The organism is Paenibacillus sp. ATY16, assembly GCF_003399985.2.
Lineage (GTDB): Bacteria > Bacillota > Bacilli > Paenibacillales > Paenibacillaceae > Pristimantibacillus > Pristimantibacillus glycanilyticus.
The window spans coordinates 244,639-267,127 of record NZ_NMOK02000052.1 but is presented as its reverse complement, the minus strand read 5'-3'; the positions used below and the strand labels follow the sequence as shown (position 1 = coordinate 267,127).

22 protein-coding genes are annotated in these 22,489 nt (G+C 51.6%); 3 read left to right on the top strand and 19 right to left on the bottom strand.

Annotated elements, in window-relative coordinates; translation table 11 throughout:
* Positions 1 to 4: 4 nt before the first annotated feature.
* The 5 genes from CFI03_RS26930 to CFI03_RS26910 all read right to left on the bottom strand — a co-directional run bounded on the left by CFI03_RS26930 (position 5) and on the right by CFI03_RS26910 (position 5,460).
* Positions 5 to 844, bottom strand: a complete 840-nt coding sequence (locus CFI03_RS26930; RefSeq protein WP_248761515.1) for a carbohydrate ABC transporter permease — start codon at positions 842 to 844, stop codon at positions 5 to 7.
* A 14-nt stretch (positions 845 to 858) separates the two neighbouring features.
* Complete coding sequence (locus CFI03_RS26925) at positions 859 to 1,752, bottom strand: carbohydrate ABC transporter permease (RefSeq protein ID WP_248761512.1); 894 nt, start codon at positions 1,750 to 1,752, stop codon at positions 859 to 861.
* An 87-nt stretch (positions 1,753 to 1,839) separates the two neighbouring features.
* A complete protein-coding gene (locus CFI03_RS26920; protein WP_248761510.1) occupies positions 1,840 to 3,249 on the bottom strand; it encodes an ABC transporter substrate-binding protein in 1,410 nt (469 codons plus the stop codon).
* 282 nt (positions 3,250 to 3,531) lie between these two features.
* Positions 3,532 to 4,455 carry an ArsR/SmtB family transcription factor gene (locus tag CFI03_RS26915; RefSeq protein ID WP_248761508.1) on the bottom strand — a complete coding sequence of 308 codons (924 nt, stop codon included), beginning with the start codon at positions 4,453 to 4,455 and terminating at the stop codon, positions 3,532 to 3,534.
* A gap of 132 nt (positions 4,456 to 4,587) precedes the next feature.
* Complete coding sequence (locus tag CFI03_RS26910; RefSeq protein WP_248761500.1) at positions 4,588 to 5,460, bottom strand: LysR family transcriptional regulator; 873 nt, start codon at positions 5,458 to 5,460, stop codon at positions 4,588 to 4,590.
* 112 nt (positions 5,461 to 5,572) lie between these two features.
* Here CFI03_RS26910 and CFI03_RS26905 point away from each other — a divergent pair, with 112 nt between their 5' ends.
* A complete protein-coding gene (locus CFI03_RS26905; RefSeq protein ID WP_201007881.1) occupies positions 5,573 to 5,896 on the top strand; it encodes an antibiotic biosynthesis monooxygenase family protein in 324 nt (107 codons plus the stop codon).
* Between the two features lie 13 nt (positions 5,897 to 5,909).
* Here the strand turns inward: CFI03_RS26905 and CFI03_RS26900 are convergent, their stop codons facing one another.
* On the bottom strand, positions 5,910 to 6,362 hold the full coding sequence (locus CFI03_RS26900) for a MarR family winged helix-turn-helix transcriptional regulator (protein ID WP_248761494.1): 453 nt from the start codon (positions 6,360 to 6,362) through the stop codon (positions 5,910 to 5,912).
* 132 nt (positions 6,363 to 6,494) lie between these two features.
* Between CFI03_RS26900 and CFI03_RS26895 the strand changes: the two genes are divergently transcribed.
* Entirely contained in the window at positions 6,495 to 6,929 is a 435-nt protein-coding gene (locus CFI03_RS26895; protein WP_248761485.1) for a GNAT family N-acetyltransferase, read from the top strand.
* Between the two features lie 315 nt (positions 6,930 to 7,244).
* Here the strand turns inward: CFI03_RS26895 and CFI03_RS26890 are convergent, their stop codons facing one another.
* The 3 genes from CFI03_RS26890 to CFI03_RS26880 all read right to left on the bottom strand — a co-directional run bounded on the left by CFI03_RS26890 (position 7,245) and on the right by CFI03_RS26880 (position 10,815).
* Entirely contained in the window at positions 7,245 to 7,397 is a 153-nt protein-coding gene (locus tag CFI03_RS26890) for a hypothetical protein (RefSeq protein ID WP_201007879.1), read from the bottom strand.
* A 510-nt stretch (positions 7,398 to 7,907) separates the two neighbouring features.
* A complete protein-coding gene (locus tag CFI03_RS26885) occupies positions 7,908 to 8,906 on the bottom strand; it encodes an aldose 1-epimerase (protein ID WP_248761482.1) in 999 nt (332 codons plus the stop codon).
* A 31-nt stretch (positions 8,907 to 8,937) separates the two neighbouring features.
* Complete coding sequence (locus tag CFI03_RS26880; RefSeq protein WP_248761480.1) at positions 8,938 to 10,815, bottom strand: beta-L-arabinofuranosidase domain-containing protein; 1,878 nt, start codon at positions 10,813 to 10,815, stop codon at positions 8,938 to 8,940.
* Positions 10,816 to 10,993: 178 nt separating this feature from the next.
* Between CFI03_RS26880 and CFI03_RS26875 the strand changes: the two genes are divergently transcribed.
* Positions 10,994 to 11,875, top strand: coding sequence for a helix-turn-helix transcriptional regulator (locus tag CFI03_RS26875; protein ID WP_248761478.1), 882 nt, complete (start codon positions 10,994 to 10,996; stop codon positions 11,873 to 11,875).
* On the opposite strand, the gene CFI03_RS26870 is transcribed toward CFI03_RS26875, so the two are convergent.
* From CFI03_RS26870 to CFI03_RS26825, 10 genes are all read right to left on the bottom strand, one after another.
* Positions 11,868 to 12,932, bottom strand: a complete 1,065-nt coding sequence (locus CFI03_RS26870; RefSeq protein ID WP_248761470.1) for a glycoside hydrolase family 76 protein — start codon at positions 12,930 to 12,932, stop codon at positions 11,868 to 11,870. The two genes, CFI03_RS26875 and CFI03_RS26870, sit on opposite strands and share 8 nt — an antisense overlap.
* Positions 12,932 to 13,996: a glycoside hydrolase family 76 protein gene (locus tag CFI03_RS26865; RefSeq protein WP_248762450.1), complete on the bottom strand. Its 1,065-nt coding sequence runs from the start codon at positions 13,994 to 13,996 to the stop codon at positions 12,932 to 12,934. Before CFI03_RS26865 ends, CFI03_RS26870 begins: the two co-directional genes overlap by 1 nt.
* 28 nt (positions 13,997 to 14,024) lie before the next feature.
* Complete coding sequence (locus CFI03_RS26860; RefSeq protein ID WP_248761468.1) at positions 14,025 to 15,182, bottom strand: glycoside hydrolase family 76 protein; 1,158 nt, start codon at positions 15,180 to 15,182, stop codon at positions 14,025 to 14,027.
* 5 nt (positions 15,183 to 15,187) lie between these two features.
* The gene (locus CFI03_RS26855) at positions 15,188 to 16,111 is read right to left on the bottom strand and encodes a carbohydrate ABC transporter permease (protein ID WP_201007874.1); all 924 of its coding nucleotides are present in this window, start codon (positions 16,109 to 16,111) and stop codon (positions 15,188 to 15,190) included.
* Between the two features lie 12 nt (positions 16,112 to 16,123).
* Positions 16,124 to 17,011, bottom strand: coding sequence for a carbohydrate ABC transporter permease (locus CFI03_RS26850; protein ID WP_248761466.1), 888 nt, complete (start codon positions 17,009 to 17,011; stop codon positions 16,124 to 16,126).
* A 107-nt stretch (positions 17,012 to 17,118) separates the two neighbouring features.
* A complete protein-coding gene (locus CFI03_RS26845) occupies positions 17,119 to 18,465 on the bottom strand; it encodes an ABC transporter substrate-binding protein (RefSeq protein WP_248761463.1) in 1,347 nt (448 codons plus the stop codon).
* Positions 18,466 to 18,552: 87 nt separating this feature from the next.
* Entirely contained in the window at positions 18,553 to 19,848 is a 1,296-nt protein-coding gene (locus CFI03_RS26840) for a glycoside hydrolase family 125 protein (RefSeq protein WP_248761461.1), read from the bottom strand.
* A gap of 202 nt (positions 19,849 to 20,050) precedes the next feature.
* A complete protein-coding gene (locus CFI03_RS26835; protein ID WP_248761459.1) occupies positions 20,051 to 20,569 on the bottom strand; it encodes a CBO0543 family protein in 519 nt (172 codons plus the stop codon).
* A gap of 28 nt (positions 20,570 to 20,597) precedes the next feature.
* On the bottom strand, positions 20,598 to 21,152 hold the full coding sequence (locus CFI03_RS26830) for a CBO0543 family protein (protein WP_248761457.1): 555 nt from the start codon (positions 21,150 to 21,152) through the stop codon (positions 20,598 to 20,600).
* A 120-nt stretch (positions 21,153 to 21,272) separates the two neighbouring features.
* Positions 21,273 to 22,424: a GntR family transcriptional regulator gene (locus tag CFI03_RS26825; protein ID WP_248761447.1), complete on the bottom strand. Its 1,152-nt coding sequence runs from the start codon at positions 22,422 to 22,424 to the stop codon at positions 21,273 to 21,275.
* Between the last annotated feature and the right edge of the window lie 65 nt (positions 22,425 to 22,489).

Sequence of the window (22,489 nt, the reverse complement as noted above, 5' to 3'; positions counted from 1 at the left end):
GCCTTTACCCCTTAATACCGCTGATCGCCATCGATTCGATGAAGTAACGCTGCGCCATAAAGAACACGATAACAACCGGCACAAGCGCAACAATCGACGCCGCCATCAGGGACGGGTAATTCGAGGTGGAAATATAGTTGGACTGCATGCTTGCGATAAGGACTTGAATCGTTTGGCGTTCTGGCGTATGCAGGTAAATGAGCGGACCCATAAAATCATTCCAGATGCCCATAAAACCAAGCGCTGCTTGCGCGGCAATCGCCGGCTTCGCAATCGGAAGCGCAACGGTCGTAAAGGTGCGGAAATAGCCGCAGCCGTCGATTTTGGCCGCATCGATCAGATCATTCGGAATAGAGCCCTGCATAAACTGCCGGAAGAAGAAGATCGTTACGATATTGCCGAACAGGCCCGGAACGATAAGCGGCGCAAGCGTATCCACCCACCCAAGCTCCGAGAAGCCGATATACTGTGGGATCATAACAACCGAATAAGGAATCATCATGGTGCCAAGCAGCGCCATAAAGATCCATTCCTTGAACGGAAACTCGAACTTGGAGAATGCGTAAGCGGCCATCGCTGCCACAAACAAACCGACAGTCAGCACGCACACGACAACGATTGCGCTGTTCATGAATCCGTATAATAGAGGCGCCTTCGACCAGACATCCTTATAGTTGAGCCAAGTGAGCGGTTCCGGAATCCATTGCGGAGGCACGTCGAACACATGCTGCTGCGTTTTTAATGAAGTCGACACTGTCCATACGAGCGGGCCCAGCATAATAACGGATCCCGCAAGCAGCAGCACGAATATGAAGGTATTGATAAGACGGCGTTGATTAGCCATTGCTTAAAGGCCTCCTAATCCTGGTACACCCACCGCTTGGACAAGCGGAACTGTACCAACGTAATGATGAATATAAGGATGCCAAGCACCCAGGCAACCGAACTTGCGTAACCCATGTTGAAATATTTGAACGCTTCTTGGAAAATGTAGTACACGATTGTCGCGCCGCTGTATTCCGGTCCGCCGTCCGCAGCCAGAATGTACATTTGGCTAAAGGATTGGAACGTTCCGATAATGCCCATAACGACAACATAGAAGTGAATCGGCGACAAAAGCGGAAGCGTAATATGCCTGAATTGATGCCAACGGGTTGCCCCGTCAACTTCTGCTGCTTCGTAATAGGTAGATGAAATGCCTTGGAGACCGGCCAGATACAACACCATCGTACCCCCTACGCCGCCCCATAATCCCATAATAATGAAGGATGGTTTTACCCAATTCGGATCGCCCAGCCAATTCGGGCCTTGCGTTCCGAAGACTTTCCAAATAAACTCGTTAACCAGGCCGTAATCGTAATTGAGCATCCACTGCCATAAGAGGGATACCGCAATAATCGGAGAGATAACGGGAATGTAATAAATCGTCCGGAAAATCGAGATGCCTGCCAGCTTGCGGTTCATCATAATAGCCAGAATCATCGAGATAACCATGCCTAGCGGAATGCCGAGCAGCAAGAAGAAGGTGTTGTATAGGGACTTATAAAACTTCTCGTCATTAAACATGTAATGAAAATTATCGAAGCCGACAATTTTCGAAGGGGTTAGCATATCCCAGGTCATAAAGCTGAGTCCAAACGAAGTGAGCAGCGGCGCCAACCCAAAGATCAGAAACCCGAGTACGGGTGGCATAACAAATATGAGGGACCAGATCATTTCCTTGCGCCGGTATCCGGTAATTGTTTTCTTCATTAATAATCCTCCCTGGCCGAAGATGAGAGGGGCAAAGACGATGTGTGATCATCTTCGCCCCTAACGCATCAGCAAGTTCAACCTGCTTTACTTATTGCCATCGTCGTACAGTTTTTGAAGCTTCGGCTGCTCCGCTTTCACGAAGTCGGCCGCGCTTTGCTTGCCGGTCCAGACCGCGCTGGCGTCTTGCCAGAACGTATCCAGCCATTTCGTGTTTTTCGAGCTGTTTTCAATCGGAGGACGGCCGTAATCGGAGATAATATCAAGGAATACTTGGCGGGTCTCCGGTTTTTTGTCCATTTCGAGGAATTCGCCTTTTGCCATATCCATCAGGTTAGGTACCGCTTGGCCAAGCTGATAGTTTTGTCTTTGCGAATCTTGGTCAAGGCTGAGGTACGCCGCAAGACGGAAGGCGTCGTCTGGGAACTCGGTTTTAGCCGATACGACAAAGCCAAGCGATCCGAGCCATGTTGCGGTTTTTCCTGTATTCGGGCTAGCCGGCCATGCAGCGATATCCCAGTTGAAAGGCAGATCCCAGAAGCCTGGCTGATCCCATGGACCCATCGGGAACATGGCAATTTTGCCGGCTACGAAACGCGCATAGCCGTTTTGCGCTTTTTCATCGTCCGGGGAAGGACTTACTTTATGAACAAGGCTAAGGTCCGCTACGAATTGCATGGCTTGCGCAAACTCCGGAGTGTCAATGGTGATCTTGCCATTTCCGTCTGTCCAGTCTCCGCCATTTGCCCATACGGCAGATTCGGTGGAATAACCCGCTACGCCAAAGGTATCGATCTTGCCGCGTTCGTTAGCAACCGTCAGCTTCTTCGCATCGGCAAGCATATCGTCCCACGTGTATTCGCCGGCTTTTGCGCTAGGATAAGGAAGACCGGCTTTGTCGAACAGATCTTTATTGTAAGCAAGCGCCCAAGGGCCGACGTCTTTCGGAAGACCGTAGATGTCGCCTTTGCCGGAAGCCGTACCGTCATAACGGTAGCGGTCCAGAGCGGCAGGCCATACGTTGCTTTGATCAACCAGACTGCTTGTGTCCAGCATCTTCTGAAGGTTCATCAGCACGCCGCTGCTTACGAGCTTGTTGAAGTTCGCGCCGCCTGCGTAGAACACATCCGGTGTTTTCTTAGCTGCGATCAGGGTATCAAGCTTTTGGTAATACTCGCCTGGAGGTACAACCGTGTATTTTACCTTTTTGTTCGGATACTTCTTCATATAAGCATCAATCAGCTTTTGGAAGACGGCTTTCTCCGTGTCTCCGCCCCAGCCCATAAATTCGATGCTCGATTTCGCGTCGGCTCCGGCATCCGTTCCTTCTGCCGCCGCTCCCGTGTTCGACGATTCCTGTGCTGCCGCATTGCCGTTGTTCTTGCCGTTGTTCGAGCTTTCCTTGCTGCCGCCGTTATTGGAGCTGCAGCCTGCCAGTACGATAATGAGACAAAGCATTGCAGCCATCCAAACTTTACCGCTTCTCCATTTCGCCATCTGTTACTTCCCCCTTCATAATGAATGAACGATATGATTTCCTGCGCCGTAAACAAATAAGCCATGACCCTTATGTACAGTTCAAAACGGCCCCCGCTAGCGTTCCTTCATAGGCTCGTGTATACCGACATATTTTTTAGTTTGTTTCAACTTATTTGTTTATAAACAAAATATACATGCATGAAATTATGATGTCAACGCTTTCTTTCAATAAAACTGTATCATTCAACAAAAAAGTTCCAGATGCTTTTTTGCGAACAAAACATCTGGAACAATTGGACGTTATTCGTATTGCATGCGCATAATGATTCCCTGCGCGTAATCGCCAAACGACTTGCCAAACAAATTCATGCCGCCCTGATGCTTGGCATCCGGCTTGAGTCCGATCCGGAATGTAATAAAAGGCTTCTGATCCATCTGCAGATCCCGAAGCGTTGTCGAGGAGCTTTTCTCGTTATCGATGGTGCTGCGGCTTTCTTCGATCGCCCAGGTTTTGAGCAGTCCGTGCTGGGTGCTGGAGTCATTCCACCAAGGCGGATTCAGCTTGCCCCGGTGGTCGCCGAAATCGCCGGGCGAAATCCAGGAGCCTATCTCCCTATCATTTACCCATACCGTAATTTCGGAAGGCCAATCATTATTGTAGTTCGGCGCCTCCGAGCATAGTTCAAGAGAGAACTCGAGCGATTTCACCTTAGCGCCCGCCGGCAGCTTCTTCGGAAACCGGTATTCGATCCAGCCCTTGCGGAACCAGATAATCTCGGCCGTCCGGCTGTCCGGATGATAGAAGTTTTCCGGCTCGTCCTCAATAAACAGCATGCCGGTCGTATTGGCCATCCCGCAGGTAGGCTGGATGTCGAAGTTAATGAAATGGCCGATCGGCATTTCGACTTCAACGGCCTTGCTTGTGTTCTGGTAGTATGCAATCGGATTAAGTATCATGCGGACATCGTCGAAATTCCGGCTGCATACCTTCATGGCCCCGCGCGACGCCGGTTGAAGCTCGGTCAGAATAAGCTCCGCCTCTTCCAACACCTTTACGTTGGTGGCCGCCGTGGAGACCGGGATATCCAGCGCTTCCGCAATTTCGATAATATTCAGGTTTGGCTTGGCAAGCAGCAGCTTTATGATGCCGATTCTGGTATGTGTACTAAGAGCATGCGCAACCTTTACGAGACGATCGGGCTCGTCTATCGTTAATTCTAACAACGCAAAGTCCCTTCTTCCTCTGTATCGATTATGTTTCTTACAATCAGATTAGCGCCATTTGAAATTTTTGTCTAGTTTATTTGTAACAAAATATAATTTTGTTTTTGTTTCAGATTTTGTGTAACTATAAGTTTATCGGGACGCCATCCAAGTTCTAATCCATTCCATCAACTTTCTTGCTGCCGGGGAGACATTCTTAAAAGACCTTGCGGCAAGGCCAATTTGGCGGTAATACTCGCTTTCCAGCGGACGGCAGCAGACGTTGTCCGGAAGATGCGACAATATCATTTCGGGAAGAATGCTGATCCCAAGATTGCTTTGCACCATTGCAATGATGGCATGGTCATCCTCCAACTCGTATTTAATTTGCGGCTTGCATTTGTTCTGCGAAAAGATTCGTTGTACATCCGTGTCGCAGCCCGCAACCGGCATAATAAAAGGCTCCTCCATAATCAGCTCCAAGCTGACAGCCTTCCGATGACTGAAAGGATGCCCGGCATTCATTACGCACATCATCCTATCCTGATGAAGCGGTACGACATCAAATGCTTCGCGGGTAGGGAGATTTACAAAGCCAAAATCGGCCGATCCATTCGCGATCCACTCCTCGATCTCATGGTAGTTGCCGTCCAGCAGCTTCACTTCGATTTGAGGGTACAGATTCTGAAATTGCTTCATGATTTGCGGCAGCCATTGTATCGAAACGCTAGTGAAGGTCGCGATCTTAACCGTTCCGATCTCGATTCCTTTTATAGCGGCTACCTCTTGATTCAAAATATCATTCGCGCGAAGAATTTCTCTGATCGGATGGATGAGACGTTCACCGTTGTTCGTAAGCTGAATTCCCGCCCTGTTTCTTATAAGCAGACTTAAGCCAAGCTCGTTCTCCAAGCTGGAAACCGCGTGACTGATCGCCGATTGCGTCAGATTCAAGAGCTCCCCCGCCTTTGTTAAACTTCCCACCTCAACGACCTTGCTAAATATCCGGTACTTTTCTATATTCATCGTTGCCCCGCCTTAAATGAAACTCTTTCATGTTTAGCATTATTATCATTCATTTTATTTATCTTACAATCAATAGTATAGTCTAATTAATGCAGAAAGGAGCCTGATAAACATGGTAATGGACACTTGTTATGCGGTTATTTTTTCGAGTCAACGGACGGACGGGGATCATGGATACGGCGCCATGTCCGACAAAATGGAGGAGCTTGCCGCCAAGCAGCCTGGATTCCTATCCGTGGAGAGCGTGAGGGATGCCTCGGGAGCAGGCATTACGATTTCCTATTGGGAAAGCCTGGAGGCGATTCAAAACTGGCGGCAGAACGGGCTGCACCAGGTTGCCCAGGAGAAAGGCAAACAGGCTTGGTATGAGAGCTACAACGTTAAAATCTGTAAAGTTGAACGGGCCTATTCCTACCCGGCAGCCGGTCATTCATGACGGCTGCCTTCTCTTAGTAGTCTCTTTTATTCCCCTTTTTCACGGAGTCCCACTCGACCTCAATATTTTTCCTGACCCTTTGCAGCAATTGGAAAAGCGTTTCCGCTTCCTCTTCCGTTATTCCCGCCAGTGCCACAGAATTCGAATGATCCCCTTCCCGCTTCAAATAAGGATAAGCCAACTTGCCTTTCTCCGTTGTAAACAGCCTTTTGATCTTCTTGTTTGATTCATCGTCTTTCTTCTCGATAAACCCTTGAATCTCAAGCTTCTGGATCGCGCGCGCAGCCGTCGTCCGGTCTACCTTTATCATTTCCGCCAGCTTCTCCTGAATAATTCCCGGATGCTCAAAGATGCGAACCAGATACAGGTATTGTCCTTTGGTAAGCTCAAGCTCCTTGAACTCGATATTGCTTATGGAATCCAATGCCCTCGCGATCATGCCAACCTCTCGAAGTATCTCTCTCATGTTGTCACCTGCCAGCCCGTTGAATTTTGTTGCATTTACAGCAATAATAAATTTATATATACTGCATGTATCGCTGTTATTCATTATGACGATAATCGCCATAAAAATAAATCCGGAAAGGCTGGGGAATTCATGAACCCAACAAAAATTGCAACGCCGGAGGAGCTTGAGAGCGCATTTTCGATCAGAAAGAAAGTGTTTGTTGAAGAACAAGGAGTACCTCTTGCCGATGAATTTGACGAATTTGATCGGTTGGACGGAAAATGCGAGCATATTCTGGCCTATTATGATGGGGAACCGGTTGGTACGGGAAGGATCCGCACGGTCGAAGGAATGGGCAAGTTAGAGCGTATTTGCATACTAGAGCCTTACCGCAAATTCGGGATTGGCCGGCAAATCATCGCCGCATTGGAAGGCATCGCTCTCGAAAAGGAACTTCCCAAGGTTAAACTGCACGGGCAAACCCATGCGAAAGGATTCTATGAGAAGCTTGGCTATGAGGGAGCATCGGCTGAATTCATGGAGGATGGCATCCCTCATGTTCTCATGACCAAATCTATGAAATGAAATCAGGTCATTGCGCGGGATGAACCTTTTCGCCGCATGCAGCGCACATTTTTGCTTGCGGCGTGCGCAACGGCTTACCGCATTTGGGGCAGGGTTCCCCGTACATGGAGATTCTATGGTGCATGATGGCATTGTGATGCATATCTTTATAACCGGTCATTTTCTCGTATTCTCTTACCAGGAGCTTAAAGGATTCGTTAATAGGACTGTCTATCCGAACACTGCTTCTCGACATTCTATATTTTTGCACACGGTCAAAACATTTTTTATAGAAAGCACCACATTATTTTCATACCGAAATATGCGCTCCCCCTTTTATTCGGAGTCTTTATTGGTTTGGGCATGGAGCAGAAGATCAAGCTTCTCGATTATAAGCTTCTGATTCTCCAAATGCTTCTTTATTTTCCCGTCTATATTGAGCACGGCCAGCAGCATAATGACAAACGCAATGATAAAAAAGATCCCCATATCATTCCCCCCCCCACTATCGATCGCGAATTATTGTAAATTTCATCCTATTTCTAATGATTTTTAACGCAGAAAGCAGCGCGAAGTTGCGCTTTGCCTCGCTAACGAAACTACAGAGCCTTAGAACGCGGAAAACAGTCTCTCGCCAGTTTTAGCGAAACTAGTATATCGCTATTTGGCACTTTGACGGTATAATTGCACCAATACACCTTCAATAACGATATGTAGTTTCGTTACAATTACAAAAGCCTCGTTTTGGAGCGAGTAGCGTTACGTAGTTTCGTTAGCGGTCAGGCGGATTCATGTTATTCGACGGTAGGCAAGTCTGCGATAGGTTATTCGGCAATAGACGAGTAAGCGAACGGTCGAGCAACTTGAAGGCGAACAAGTGAAGAAATCGGCAATCAGACGATCACGCGGTTGGGCGATTAAGCGTGCAACCAGACAAACGCACGCAAAAAAAGCTGCCCCTCATCATCCGAAGATGACGAAGGGCAGCTCCACGCGCTATTAGCCTTTTACAACATAAAGACGGCTGGATTCCTCAAAGATTTCCCCCGCAGCCAGGCTTAAGAGACCGATTTCATCCGCTGGCAGATCCACATTGGGAGCGTTCACCAGATTGATCTGCGGCTCCGGACAGAAGAAGCCCTCCGTCGCATTGTTATTCCAGATCATCCACTGCTTATAGGAGGTGCCTACATCATAGACAAGCTTAATGCCCGCTTTGGTATCAGTCAGCTCCATCCGGTTGCGTCCGTTCTGCGGGCGAGCCGTATAGTGGTTATCCATCGCTTCGAAGAACGGATATACGCTGCTGTCGCGCATAAGCTGCTCTTCTTCCTTCAGAGGCTGATACTGCTTCGTCGGCAGCATCCGCTCGTTCAGCTCCCAACGCTCGCCAAGCGTCATATGGATGCGGTAATCTTTAGCCTCTCCGCCCGGCACAAACGGCGCGTTCACCGAAGTATGGAAAGCGAGCAGGCAAGGCATTGCCTCTTCGCCGTCATTGCGGACCGTCACTTGCTGCAGCAGGCCGTTCTCGCTTAACGAGTAACGGAGACGGATCGTATAGTTAAACGGGAAGCTGGCATAAGAAGGATGGTTCTCATTCACCTGAACCGATACGACCACATAGCTCTCCGTTTTGTTAACGCCGAAGTCTTCAACCTGCCATTGAGTCTGATAAAGGAAGCCATGAAGATGGTTGCCCGTTGCCGGTTCATTGACATCGAATTGATGAACTCTCCCCTCCCAAGGGAATTTGCCGTCCTCATAGCGGTTCGGCGGGAACAGCACGGGGATGCCGTGGATCATCGGCCTTGCCTTGAAGCTCTCCATCTCCTCGGGCGTTGGTTCATGCAGGAAGCGGTATTCCTTCTCTACATCCCGAAAAGCAATCAGATTGCCGCCAATCTCGGGAAGAAGAGCAGCCTCGTACGGTCCAAAACGCAGCCAAATCGCGCGTTCACCGTGGAATAATCCTTCGTTTGCTTGATTTACCGTCATTCTTCTTACACCTCGTCTGTTAGTTTCCGTATTATCGCGTTCTCGCTGTCTTACGTTCGCCGATTAACGGGAATTCGCCTATCCGAAGCTTTGCTCCCCCATACGGAACAAGCATAAGCTCGGTGATCGGCTGATCATCTGTATTCGGTGCGATTGGCGGAGTTCCTGCATTATTGCCCTCCATTTTCCAATCCGGCACCAGCTGGCCCCATACGGCGAGCTTAACGGGAGACTCTACGGCCAGGAACGGCTGGTATGGAATTTCCTCGCTGCTTGCAACCGCCTTGAACGTGGTATCCGCCAGCAAGCCGTATTTCCACGGGGAAGCCGGGTACACCTCATAATCATGGAACCGTTCGCGCTTCCGCAGCAGCTGCCAGTTCTCTTCCACGGGAAGGGCATAAACAAGAGGTCCTCGTTCCACGCTTACGGCATACAAATTGCGGGAGACGGTCTTCGGCTCCATCGGAAGCAACAGCTCCATGCGGTCTCCCGTCTGCCATTCGCGGTAAATGGCCGTATAACCTTGCTCGATCTCAAGCGCTGCAGCGGTTCCGTTTACCGTAATGACCGGCGCTTCGCACCAGCCCGGAATACGCAGCCGTACCGCAAAGCTGGCCGAACGCTCCAGCTGAAGCTCTACTTTTACCCGCTCCCGGAACGGATACTCCCCGGATACCCGAAGCTCGGCTTGCACGCCGCCCGCGACCTTCGTACGAACAAGACACGGAGCATAGGAAACAGCCGCTAACCCGCCCTCATGGTCTTTCATCCACAAATGGGAAACCAGCTTAGGCCAGCCCTGGTGCATGTTAGCCGTACAGCAGCCGAAATTCGGCTCCAGGCCAAAGACGTTGGCATATGGACCGTTGCTCCATGCGCGCGGGGCCACGTTGCAAATAATCTGATTCACCTGCTGATCGTATTGATGGGAGGTCCAATCTGCCGAAATAGCGGCAGGCAAAGCATTAAAGGCTACCTTTTCCAATACGTCGGCGAATTTGCCGTCTCCGAAAATTCGCGTCAGCTGCTCCAGCGTGAACATGTATTCCACTACCGCGCATAATTCCACGCCTTGGCCTGGATGCGTGCCCGACAGCCATTCATCGCCGGAGAACATGCCATGGGCCTGTCCGTGATAAGTCATCAGGCTTTCGATTCCGCGGTACACCGCCTCCAGCTCATGGCTGTCCTCGGTCAGCTCGTAGAGCACGCCCGGCGTCTTGAGTCCCATCGCTACATTAACGACATGCGTTCTCCAATCCCACTGCTCGACCTTCCGCCAGAACGGAAAATCGTAAAAGATATCCGTCCAGTCCGTTGTCTGCTCCTTCACGATGGAAGCCAGCTTCAGCAGCTCTTCCTTGCCGGTGCGCTTATACAGCCAGATGAGGCAGAGCAGCAGCTCCGCTCCGCGCGCTTTCGCCCATCCCTGCAGCGGCTGCTCCGCAATCTTCCCGGCTACGTAATCCGCGAATTTCGTCAGGAACGGAATAACCCGCGCATCGCCGGTCGCTTCCTCGTATTGCGTAAAGACCTTGAGCATGATCATGTAATGCCACCAATCCTGCTCCTTGCTTACGTCATTATTGACCGTTTCGATTCGTGCCGGACCGAACATGCCGCTCTCCTGCTGGCTGTTCAGCGCCCACTCCACCCAGCGGTTTGCCTTCTTAATCAATGTCTCATCGTTCAAAATATAAGCAAGCGGCAGCAAGCCGTCCAGATAATACGGACCGCGTTCCCAGCTTTCGCCGTTGCCGCCAATCCATCCGTTATCCGGGCCAACGTCCGGCCAATGCTCCTCCAAATGCCCCGTTAATCCGTCTGCCTGAATCCGAAGCTGGTTGTACAGCCACCCCTCCGCTTGTATGCTGCCGAGCGGCAAAGCCTCAAAGATACTTTTCATGGTTAAGCTCCCTCCCATTCGTCTGTCTCGAATATACCATTAGACGGGCCCCGGGCTGGATAGACAATCGCAACTACTATTTGTCCGATCACAACCTAATAGATTTGGAGGGATGTTTACGAATGTCCCGCATTTACTTATACTGGATTCATTCCTGTTCAATCGGAGGAGGCAGATAATGTTTCATTTTGAATGTCCGCCTATGCCCCACTTTGTTCAAATCGGGGAAGACACGTACCAGCCGGGAAGAAAACATCCCGACCGCAGCAGCATCGGCGTATTTGATCTCCTCTTCGTAACCGAAGGATGCCTTTATCTCGCCGAAGGGGAGAACGAGCTCACCTTGCCAGCCGGTTTTTTCGGTATTTTGCGTCCGGACCTGGACCATCATACCGTCATCCCTTGCAGGGAAGAGACCCATTTCTACTGGCTGCATTTCCAGACGACCGGACAGTGGCATCCCGAGCCTTACGACAAAGAGCCCTTGCCGCCTGAGCAAGAGCCTCTTTATCCGCCTATCGAATACTTCTCCTTCTATCTGCCGCGCTCCGGCCCAGTACAAAGCCTCGGAAGAGGAGAAGAGCTGTTCCGCGAGCTTCTTCACCTGTATGAGAATCCAACCGGAAACTCCCGCTGGCAGGAGCAGCAGCTGTTCCACGCGATTCTCCTTAAGCTTCAGGAGGACAGCAAGGGAGAAACAACGCAAAGCTCCCATCTGCAGCTGGCCGAGGATGCCGCCCTTTATTTGCGTAAGCATTACCGCGACCCGCTAAGCTATAAGCGGATGGCGGAGGAGCTGCATTTTCACGCCAACTATATCGCCTTGTGCATGAAAAGAACGTTTGGCTGCACGCCGCTTGACTATGTCACCCAATATCGGATCGAACAAGCCAAACGGCTGCTTATTCACACCAACGATCCTGTCGGCGCCATTGCGGAGGATACCGGCTTTGGTTCCTTCCCGTATTTCGTCCGCTGCTTCCACAAGCGAACCGGCAAGACGCCTAAGCAGTTCCGGATGCTGTACCGTCAGAGCAAGCCCCCTGCCCCTGCTACCTAGGCGCCAGGAAGCCGTCTCTTTCAAGCTCCGCCATCGCCTCAAGAAGCATCACGCCGCTCAGCTGGCCGCTCAGTTGAACTTCCGGCTCCGGCTCTCCTGCCCAGGATAAGCTGAACAAGCCGGCTTCCGAACGTCCCCGCTCCCACAAGGAGACCGCGTTATGCCGGATCAGATTGACCCATGGCAGCGATAAATCAGGCTGAATACGGATGAGATTAACCAGATAACGGATCAGAATGCCTTTGAACAGGCCGCAGTCGTCATTCCCCTCGCGCGGCAGCATGCCCATCTCCGGATCAACCAGCTCCTGGACGGCTGCCCCTGCCGTTCTCTGCGCATCAACGAGATAGCCTTCATCCCCCGTGCAGTTGTACAGCTCAATGCCGGCTCCGATAAAGACGCCTTGGCAATACGTATATTTCCAATCGTAATCGATATTGCCGTCGCCCAGCCGGTTCATGCCGTCCCAGACAAAGCCGGTCTCCGGATCCACAAGCCGTTCCTTATTGAATCGGTAGATCCGTTTCGCCCATTCCAAGTCTTCTTCGCGGCGGTCCAACCGATAAAGGCGCGCAGCCAGAATGGAGGCCGGGGCATTCGCCGGCGTGTTTTTGTAGTCCAGCTGATCCTTTTTCCAAGCCATGCCGCCGCCCATATGATCGTTCCACGCGGTCTTGATATCTTCCCACAGCTCAAGTGCGCCTTCCTTATAGAACGTCTTCCCCGTCGCACTATAGGCTCTGAGCAGCGCAAGCGCCATCCATTCCATATCGTCGTAGTAATTATGAAGCAGCGTATCGCCGTTCCATTTCTTTGCCCCGCGGAATGCCCGCTCCAGCAGAGCCTCATCCTCTTCCGACTTCGTGCGCCCCAGGGAGTCTACCAATACGTCTACCACATGCGCATGCCACCAATAAATCCAATGGTCATTGCAAGTGCCGTTGCAGGGCACCACTTGATCCATTACGCCGCGCTCTTCATTCCAGAACAGACGGCGAAAATCCTCCTGCGCGATTGCCGCACGTTCTGTCCATATTCCTTGTGCTGCCATCGCCATCAGGACTGTACCTCCTCGGTTAACGCCGTGCTTGTCAGACCGCGCTTCTCCAGCACAGCCAGCTGCTCCAGCAGCATAATGCCGCTAAGCTGCGTGCTAAGCGTAACGCGCTCTTCCGGCTGAATGCTCCATAAGGTGCTGAACACCTTGCGCGCAGGATCAGCGCCACGCGTCCACAAGGCTTGGCCCTGCTGTTCCAGCAGCGCCGACAGCTCTGCCCGCTCCTCCGATACGGAAGCCAGCTCGCCCAGATAGCGGATCAGAATGCCTTTGAACAAGCCGCCGTCTCCATCGCCTTCATCCGGCCATAGTCCGCCTTGAAGCAGCTCGTCAGCCGCAGCCTTCGCCGTGCGCTCCGCGTCCCGCAAATAAGCCGAATCGCCCGTAATCCGGTACAGCTCTACCGCAGCGCCAATGTAGACGCCTTGGCAGTAAGTGAATTTCCAATCCTTATCAATCGATCCGTCGCCGGTCCGGTTCATGCCGTCCCAGACAAAACCGGTCTCCGGATCCACAAGGCTTGCCTTCAGCCAATTGTAGATCTTGTGAGCCCACGCCAGATCCTCTTCGCGGCCAAACGCCTGATACAGTCTTGCCGCCAAAATAACGGCAGGAGCGTTGGCAGGCGTATTCTTGTAATCGAGCTGCGGCTTCTGCCAAGCGATTCCGCCGCCCGCATGCTCGTTCCAGCCGGTCTGGATATCCTCCCACAAGAGAAGGGCCGCACCTTTGTATTTCTCGACGCCGGTCGCCTGATAAGCCCGCAGCCAAGCGATCGCCATCCATTCCATGTCGTCGTACAGCTCATTAGGCCATTCGCCGCTGTTGCGGTTCAATATGCCTTCGTAGAAAGCCTCCAGCCGCTCCCGGTAGAAGTCGCTTCCCGTCCGGTTCAGTCCATCCGCCAATGCATCCACGGCATGCGCCATCCACCAGTAATGAAATATCGTATTGCAAGCGCCGTCCGGGCACGGAATTTCGATATCGTACATGTTAATGGAAGGATTCCAATACAATTGCTCCAATGCCTGCTGCGCCTCTTCCGCTCTTGCCGCCCACACCATTGCTCTCACTCTCCCCGCACTCCTCTGTCTACTGTAATTGTCCGGTTTTCTCCAATACGGCCATCTGCTCGAGCAGCATTATTCCGCTTAGTTCCGTGCTTAACTGCACGATTGAATCCGGCGCTTCGGCCCATGAATTGCTGAATACCGCTTTATCTTCCGCTTTGCCGTATTGCCATAAGCTGTTCGCGTTGGTCTCAAGCATGCCAATCCATTCTTTACGCTCGGGCCCATCGGGATCAGCGGCAATCAGTTCTCCCAAATAGCGGATTAATACGCCTTTGAACAAGCCCCCGTCGCCGTCGCCTTCCGATGGAAGCATGCCGGTTGCGGGAGACAGGAACGCCTCCTTCAGATGAGCCGCCGTCCGGCGGGCATCCTCCAGATAAGCCTTATCCTCCGTTGCCCGGAATAGCTCAACGCCTGCCCCGATAAACACGCCTTGGCCATACGTGAATCGCCAATCCTTATCGATATTGCCGTCGCCCGTCCGGTTGATTCCGTCCCATACGAGACCGGTATCCGGATCCACAAGCGTCTCTATTTGCCAATCGTAAATTTTTTTCGCCCAGTCCAGATCTTCCCCGTTATGGAAATGCCCGTACAGCCGTGCCGCCAAAATAGCCGCGGGAGCATTCGCCGGCGTATTCTTGTAATCGGTCTGCTCCTTGCGCCAAGCGATGCCGCCGCCCATCTCCCCGTTCCAGCCGCCTTTAATCTCTTCCCACAGTTCAAGCGCTGCCTGCTTATACTTCTCGTCCTTGATGGCATCGTAAGCTCTCAGCCAGGCTAACGCCATCCATTCCATATCATCGTAATAATCGTTGATCATCACGCCCGCGTTGCGATCAAGCAATCCTTGATACAGCTTGGCGATCTGCTCCGCGTACCGTTCATCCCCGCTGCGCTCATAGCCGTCGACCAGCGCATCCACCGCATGCGCCAGCCACCAATAGTTGAACGGATCGGTGCATAGCTGGGCAATACACGGCGCGGCATTGTTGTAGAGCTCACGCTTGTCGTCCCAGAAGGACTTGGTCAGCTCAAGCTGCGCTTCTTCCGCCCGTTCCTGCCAAACGACGGAGGTTGCTGCCGTTTTATCCTTCCAGACCAATGACCAGACCAACGCTAGGAGGATAACTGCCGCAGCGCCGGCCAGCCACAAATATCGTTTGTTGCGATTCAATGCGATCAGCCTTTCGTCCCCGTAAAGGCAATGCCCTGTACGAAATACTTCTGGAGCAGAAGGAACAAGACGAGAATCGGCAGGATCGCGATCAGCGCACCGGCCATCATAGGGCCGAAATCGGTCTGATGGTTGAATGAGAACGCCTGCAGTCCCATCTGTATCGTTGCTTTTGCCGGATCATTCAAGACGATCATCGGCCACAGGAAGCTGTTCCAGCCCGCCTGGAAAGTAAAGATCGACAGGGTTGCAAGCGCCGGCTTCGTCAGCGGCAGGTAAATATTCCAGAAAATCCGGAATTCCCCCGCGCCCTCAATCCGCGCCATCTCCATCATGTCGGAAGGCAGCGTCAGGAAGAACTGCCGCATGAAGAAGACCGCAAACGAGCCTGACGCACCCGGCAGAATAATCCCCCAGAAGGAATTCAGGAAGCCGTTGCCTCCGGCTCCAAGGATGTCATTGCCGCCAATCAGCGGGAAATGCTTCAATACGTAGAAGCTTGGAATCATCGTTACGATTCCCGGAATCATCATCGCCGCCAGCAAAATGCGGAACAGCGGTTTATTCAGCTTGAAGTTCAGCTTCGCGAAGGCATAGCCGCTGATGGACCCAAAGAACAGGTTGCATAATACGCCCGCTGCGGCCAGGATAAAGGAGTTAGCGAAATATCCCGCGAACGGTACGGTCGTAAACGCCGACCGGTAATGCTCTAACGTAAGCTTGGACGGAATCCACTTGATCGGCACCGAGAAGATCTCGTTGCTTGGTTTAAACGAAGTAATCAGACTCCAGAAAAACGGCAAGAACATTGCTGCCGCTATAGCTATCGCAACCGCGTAGAACAGGACGCCGACCAGAACCCTTTTGAGAGTATAAGAAGGCGGCTTGGGTGCGCGTACTGCAATGGATTTGACAATAGGCTGTGCCATTTGCGTGCCTCCTTACACAATCGGTTCTTCGGATTTATTAATGCGCATGTTAATGAAAGAAAAGATCAGAATCGCCACGGCCAGCACAAACGCTTGGGCAGACGCGTAACCCATCTTGAGCTGGTTGAAGCCCTGGTTATAAATGAGATATACAGGCGTCTTGGTCACGTTGCCCGGACCGCCCTGCGTCAAGACAAAGGCCTGGTCGAACAGCTGCAGCGCCCCGATAATCGCCATCGTGCTGACTAGGAAGGTTGTTGGGCGAAGCTGCGGCCAAGTAATATAACGGAACCGCGCAAAAGCCGTTGCTCCGTCCAGCTTGGCGGATTCGTACAAGTAATCCGGCACGCCTTGCAGGCCGGCGATATAAATGATCATATTGGAGCCGACCGACTGCCATAACGTCACCATAATAATGGAGAACATCGCCGTCTCGGTCTGAGCGAGCCAAGCCGGACCCGTAATGCCCACGTAGCTGAGCAGGTTGTTCACCAGGCCGAACTCCGGATGAAGCAGCCAGATCCAGACCGTGGACGCCGCAACGGCAGAGGTTAAGGTCGGAAGGTAATTCATCGTACGGAACAGCTTGACACCGAACCGCTTAAAGTTCAGCAGCATGGCAAGCAATAAGGAAATGATGATGTTCAGCGGCACGAAAATAACGGAATAGAAGAATACGTTCTTGAACGTCGTCCAGAACAGATCATCCTCAAGCAGCTTCTTGTAGTTGTCGAGCTTAACGAATTCCATCCGGCTGACCACATCGTAGTTCGTAAAGCTTAAGTAGAGCGCCATGACGACAGGAATAATGGTAAAAGCGAAAAACAGCAGCATCGTTGGGGTAATAAACAGGTAGGCCATGCGGGCCTGATGCTGATTCAGCTTGCCCATTGAAGACATCAGCACTCCTCCCTCCTTCGTAGTGAATCCCGTTTGGCCGGCCGGAATAAATAAAGGGAGGTCTCCCTCCCTTTATCATCCGGTCCGTGCCACCGGGAGACCATTAATTATTTCACGTCTTCGTTGTCCGCGAGCTGCTGGTCGCCCCGCTGCTGCGCTTTCTTGAGCGTATCCTCCGCGTTTTGCTTCTTCTGCTGGAACAGCTCCAGGTTAGGAATAAGCGCTTCGGTCTCCATGACGGAGTAGCCAGGGTGAGCCGGACGAGTCTTCGCGAATTCGAGCGTATCGAGGAATGGCTTCCAGAGCGGATCTTCCTTGAAGAACGGATCGTCAAGCGCCGGCTTGTAGCCAGGAATGTTCAAGCTTGTTTTTGCCCACAGAAGCGCGTTGTCTTTGCTTGCCGTCCACCACTTGATGAACTCCCATGCCGCTTCCTGATTTTTCGAGGCTTCCGGAATAACGAGGCCAAAGCCGCCCATCACGCCGCCTTTGTCTCCGTTAGGTCCAGCCGGAGGAGGCACAACCCCGAAGTCCAGATCCTTGCCGTATTTCTTATACGTGCTCAGCATCCATGGACCGTTGTAAGTCATGGCAACCTTGCCGGTTGCGAAAGCGTCGGTTCCTTCGCCAAGGCCTTGCTCGAAGCCAACCTTATACACTTTGTCCTGGTTCAGCATGCGGTCCCAGAATTCGAGCACGGACAGGCCTTTTTCGTTGTTGAAGTTTGTTTTCTTGCCGTCGTCGGTCAGCATCGAGCCGCCTGCCTGTTGAAGATACATATTAAAGAGTCCGTTATCGGCAAGCGAGAAGCCTGCTACTTCAAGCTTGCTTCCGTTCCATTTGGTTGTCTTGATGGCAGCCTGCTCGAGCTCATCCCAAGTTGTAGGAGGCTGCGTTACGCCTGCGTCGGTCAGAAGCTTTTTGTTATAAAATAACGCGCGGGCATCAACGGTTAAAGGAAGGCCGTACAGCTTGTCGCTATTGGACAATTCCTTCAGCGCTTCGCCGTAGAAATCATCCTTGTTCAAGCCGTCTTTCGCCATGAAATCATCGATCGGGTGAAGCACGTTTTTCGGCGCGTACAGCGGCGTCCGCCATCTGTCCCACAGCAGCACGTCAGGTGCGCCGCCGGATGTAGCAGCCGTCAGGAACTTCGTAATCAGATCCTGCTGAAGCACATACTTGACATGAATTTTGTCCTGCGATTTGTTGAACGCGTCAACCATCGTCTGGAATTGCTTCTGTCCGTCGCCGGCCCAGTCGCCCCAGAACGTCAGCTCTACGGCTTTGCCGCCGCCGGAATTCCCCGACGCGTTATCCGTTTGCCCATCGTTGCTTGCACTCGCATTGCTGCTTTCCGTGCTGTTGCCGTTGCTGCTTGTCGTTGTTTTTGCGCAGCCGGCTGCCGTTGCTACTACCGTGACCAAGGCGATCATCGTGATCCATTTTTTCACTTTTCATGCCTCCCTTTTTTAGTAACCCACTACACTATTTATTTCGAAGGAAGCCTCCATTAAGCAAAGCCTCCTATGAAACCGCTTTTATTTCGTTTGTACTCGAATCCCGCAATAATCAAGCAGAAGCTCGCTGAACATCATGTTGGCCCACGAGAACCATGGACGGCTGAACTGATACGGATCATCCGCGTGGAACCCTTCGTGCATAAATCCGGTTCCAGCCGTTGTGGCTTCCATCAGGCTCAGCAATCTCTCCTTCTCGGAACGGTCATTCGTAGTCAACCCCTGCATCGCCAGCGCAATGTGCCAGATGTAACGGTCCGGGGTATGCGGACTGCCGATTCCGGCTGCCGCTTCGCCTTCGAAGTAATAAGGATTGCTGCTGCTTAGCACAAAATCGCGCGTATTGCGGTAGATCGGATCCTCCTGCGAGGTATAGCCGAGATAAGGAATCGACAGAAGACTCGGTACGTTAGCGTCATCCATAAAATTGTAATGGCCTAATCCGTCGGTTTCATAGGCATATATTTTTCCAAATTCCGGATGATCGGTAATGGCGTAGGTCTGGATACCTTGATGAAGCTCCCCGCCAAGCTTAGCCGCTCTTGCCGCAAGCTCCTCGTCGCCAAGCACTTCTTCGGCAATTTCCTTGAGATAGCCCAAGACGACAACCGCAAACATGTTAGCCGGTACCAGGTAACCGTATGTACAAGCATCATCGCTAGGACGGAAGCCGCTCCATGTCATGCCCGTATATGCGGTCTCCGTGCCTTTGCCTTCGCGCAGCAGCGTATCCGTTGGCGCGCAATTAAAGCGCTGGAACCGGTAAGGCGATGCGCTCTCATGCTGCTGCTCCGTTGTCCAGAGATTCAGAATCGTATCCGCGGCTTGACGGAAGGCGGTTCCAAATTGCGAGGTTCTGCCGGTATTCTTCCAGAGCAGGTAGCTGAGCTGCAGCGGGTAGCAAAGCGAATCGATCTCGTATTTGCGCTCCCAGATGGATGGTCCCATCTCCGTCAGATCATCCTGATGTCCTTTGCCGGTTGGCCCGTTATTAAAGGCATTCGCGTAAGGATCAAGCAGGATCGAATCCATCTGCCTCCGGACAAGACCTTCAATCAGATCGGCCAGCTCGGCATCCTCGGACGCAAGCACCAGGAACGGGCGAAGCTGCGCGGCGGAATCGCGAAGCCACATAGCTGGTATATCACCTGTTATAACAAATGTCGTGCCGTCCGGCAGGCGCTGGATCGTCGTTTGCAGCGTATTGTGAATGGCCTTCTCGAATATCGCCGACCAATTCGGATGATCCGCTGTCTTTTCCTTGATACGCTCCACTAGTCGCGTTAAGGATGCGGGAATTTCTGTCGATTGCGTCATCAGTTTTGTGCCTCCTTGTTTCCTTTGAACGCTTTTTATAAAACGCTTTCATTTGATATTGCTATTATATTGGCATGTATATGGTATGTCAATATATATTTTTGCGAAAGGTTATACCAACCTTTATACTAATCAACCGGGACTTCGGACGCAAAAAAAAGAACCTCCAGACCGGAGGCTCTTCCTGCGCCTTTATTTTGAATCAATTTCTTTGTTCAACGGGAACGTTAACCGGGATCTTGAAATACCAGACATAGAATGCGCAGAGAACAAACGTGATTCCGTAGGCAACAAGCGGTCTCCTGTGAAAGATCCACAGCAAAGGGAACATGGTGAAGTCAAAAAAGATAGACCAGCCGAGACTCCATCCGTACTGGTAGACGATCCGGTCCGTCAGCATAAACAACCACTCCACCCCTACGTAAACCCCGATGTACCTTGCGTAATGACCGATGATTTTGTTAGGGCGGTCAGGGTAATTCGAGATAAACATTAACGCCGTCGCCGGAAAAATAACAAAGGTATATACCATTTCGGTCAAGCTGTGGTTAGGAAAAAAGTCCGGCTTCAGCTTCCACAGGAAGTGGCCCGCCGTCAGAAAATTATAAAGCAGGTTGCCAATAACAATAAACATCATGATGTGATGATATCTTTGCCAATGCCGCCAATCCCCGTACCTCCATGCTGCAAGCACGGTAATAACCCCCAGGATCAAATGCACATCGATTGCCCCTCTTTATAGGTCGAGCTCAGGCCAGCTCTTTGAATTTTTGTCGGCGACTAAAGTAGTGAGCCAATAAATAGAGACCAAACTGAATCGGAACGGAATACGTGTGATGCCACTTTGTTGGTTGATATATGCCAAGCCAATGAATAAAAGGCTCTGCCGCATAGGAGGTTAACAAGGCAAATACCAGCGCTTTTAAGAATGGGCTGACAGCAGGCTTTATCTGTATTAGAAACATGACCCCTACAGGCATTAAAGTGACATCCCAGGGGAAATAAGTCGGGATAAGAGGAATGACGTTAAACCTGTAATGCCAGAATCCGTATTGATCTCCCAGTACGTCCAGCGTCAGCGCAAGGATTGTAGTCAGAAACCCGGCATATAAGATGCGGTCCGTGCTTTGCTTGTTTCGGAGCAGGATCCACAATATCCAAGGCACAATGCTTAGCATAACGCCCAGCCACCACAATCCTGAGAAGACCACATAGTCGGACCAGATTTGCACTTTTTGATCAAGCAATTCTTCGATTTTATAATAATTTTCATCAATGAGATCAGCGACCTTCTCTTTATCCACGATTCTCCATCACCCCCTGCAAAAATATTGTGCTCTAACCTTTTTTTGTTATACTCTGCCCGCCATGAAAAAGCGCAAATAAAAAAACCTCCGCAAAGGAGGCTTTTGTGTACTTGAAAACTAGGATGGAGCCGGACCTGTCGAGTCGCTGACTACAAGCGAAGCATCCAGCAGAATTTTGTTCGGTACGGATTGCCCGGCCCACAGCTTAAGCACGTTCTCGAAAGCAACGCGCCCCATCTCGTGCTGATTCTGGCTAAGGTGGGTAAACGGGTAACGTCCATTGGTTTCCGGACAATCAAAGCAGACAATCGAATAGTCCTTAGGCACGGACTTGCCCATCTGCTGCACCGCCTGGAACGCGATCTGCCCGATATTGAATTCCGTCGCAAACAGCGCCGTTATCTGCGGATGCTTGTTCAGATGGCTGATCAGCTTCTGAATATCCTCCTGCTTGTTCTCCTCCGTATTGTGCTTCGGAAGCGTAGACGTAATATTCTCCATCCAGATCTCCCGGTCAACAACTATGCCCTTCTCCGCATGGGCTTGAATAAACCCTTCGATCCGTTCCTCGATAGCGGTTGTATCCACCGGCGGAGGCGTCAGGAATGCAATCGATTTATGTCCAAGCTCAAACAGGTAGTTTGTTCCGTCCTTGGCGGCGCCTACATTGTCCGTTGCAATGGAGCTGGCCGAGATCCCCTTCAGATGGCGGTCGACAAGCACAAACGGGAACTGGTTAATGACCAGCTTCAAGATTTCGGCATTAAAGTATTCGCCTTGCGCCGGGAAAATAATGAGTCCGTCCACGCCAAGCTCGAGCAGTCCCTTGATCGCTTCCTCCTCAAGGGCAGGCATGCCGAACGTGCGCCGGAGAACCAGGTAGCAGTTATGCTCGCGGGATGCTTCCTCCATGCCGTAAATCAGCCCGTTGCCGTAGCTGTCCGCAAAATCGGTAATGACAAGGCCAATCAGCAGCTTGCCGTCTTCCTTGCGCGTCTTCTGTGCCGGGATCCCGGCTGCTGCCTGCTGCTTCGGCTGCGGCGCCGGCTGATCCGATACGAAAGAGCCGCGTCCCGGCTGCCGGATAATATAGCCTTCATTGGCCAGCAGCTCCAGCGCCTTCTTGCTCGTAATCCGGCTCACGTTGTATTCGTCGCCCAGCTCCTTTTCCGAAGGAACCCGGTCGCCCGCCGTATATTTCTTCTCTATAATGTCTTCGCGGAGTGCTTCGAAAATCCGTTCATACATCGGTTTCGATGATTCGTTCATCCTGTTCGTTCCCCCGTCTTCCCTCTGACAAGTGTTTATTATATAACAATATATCATGATATATG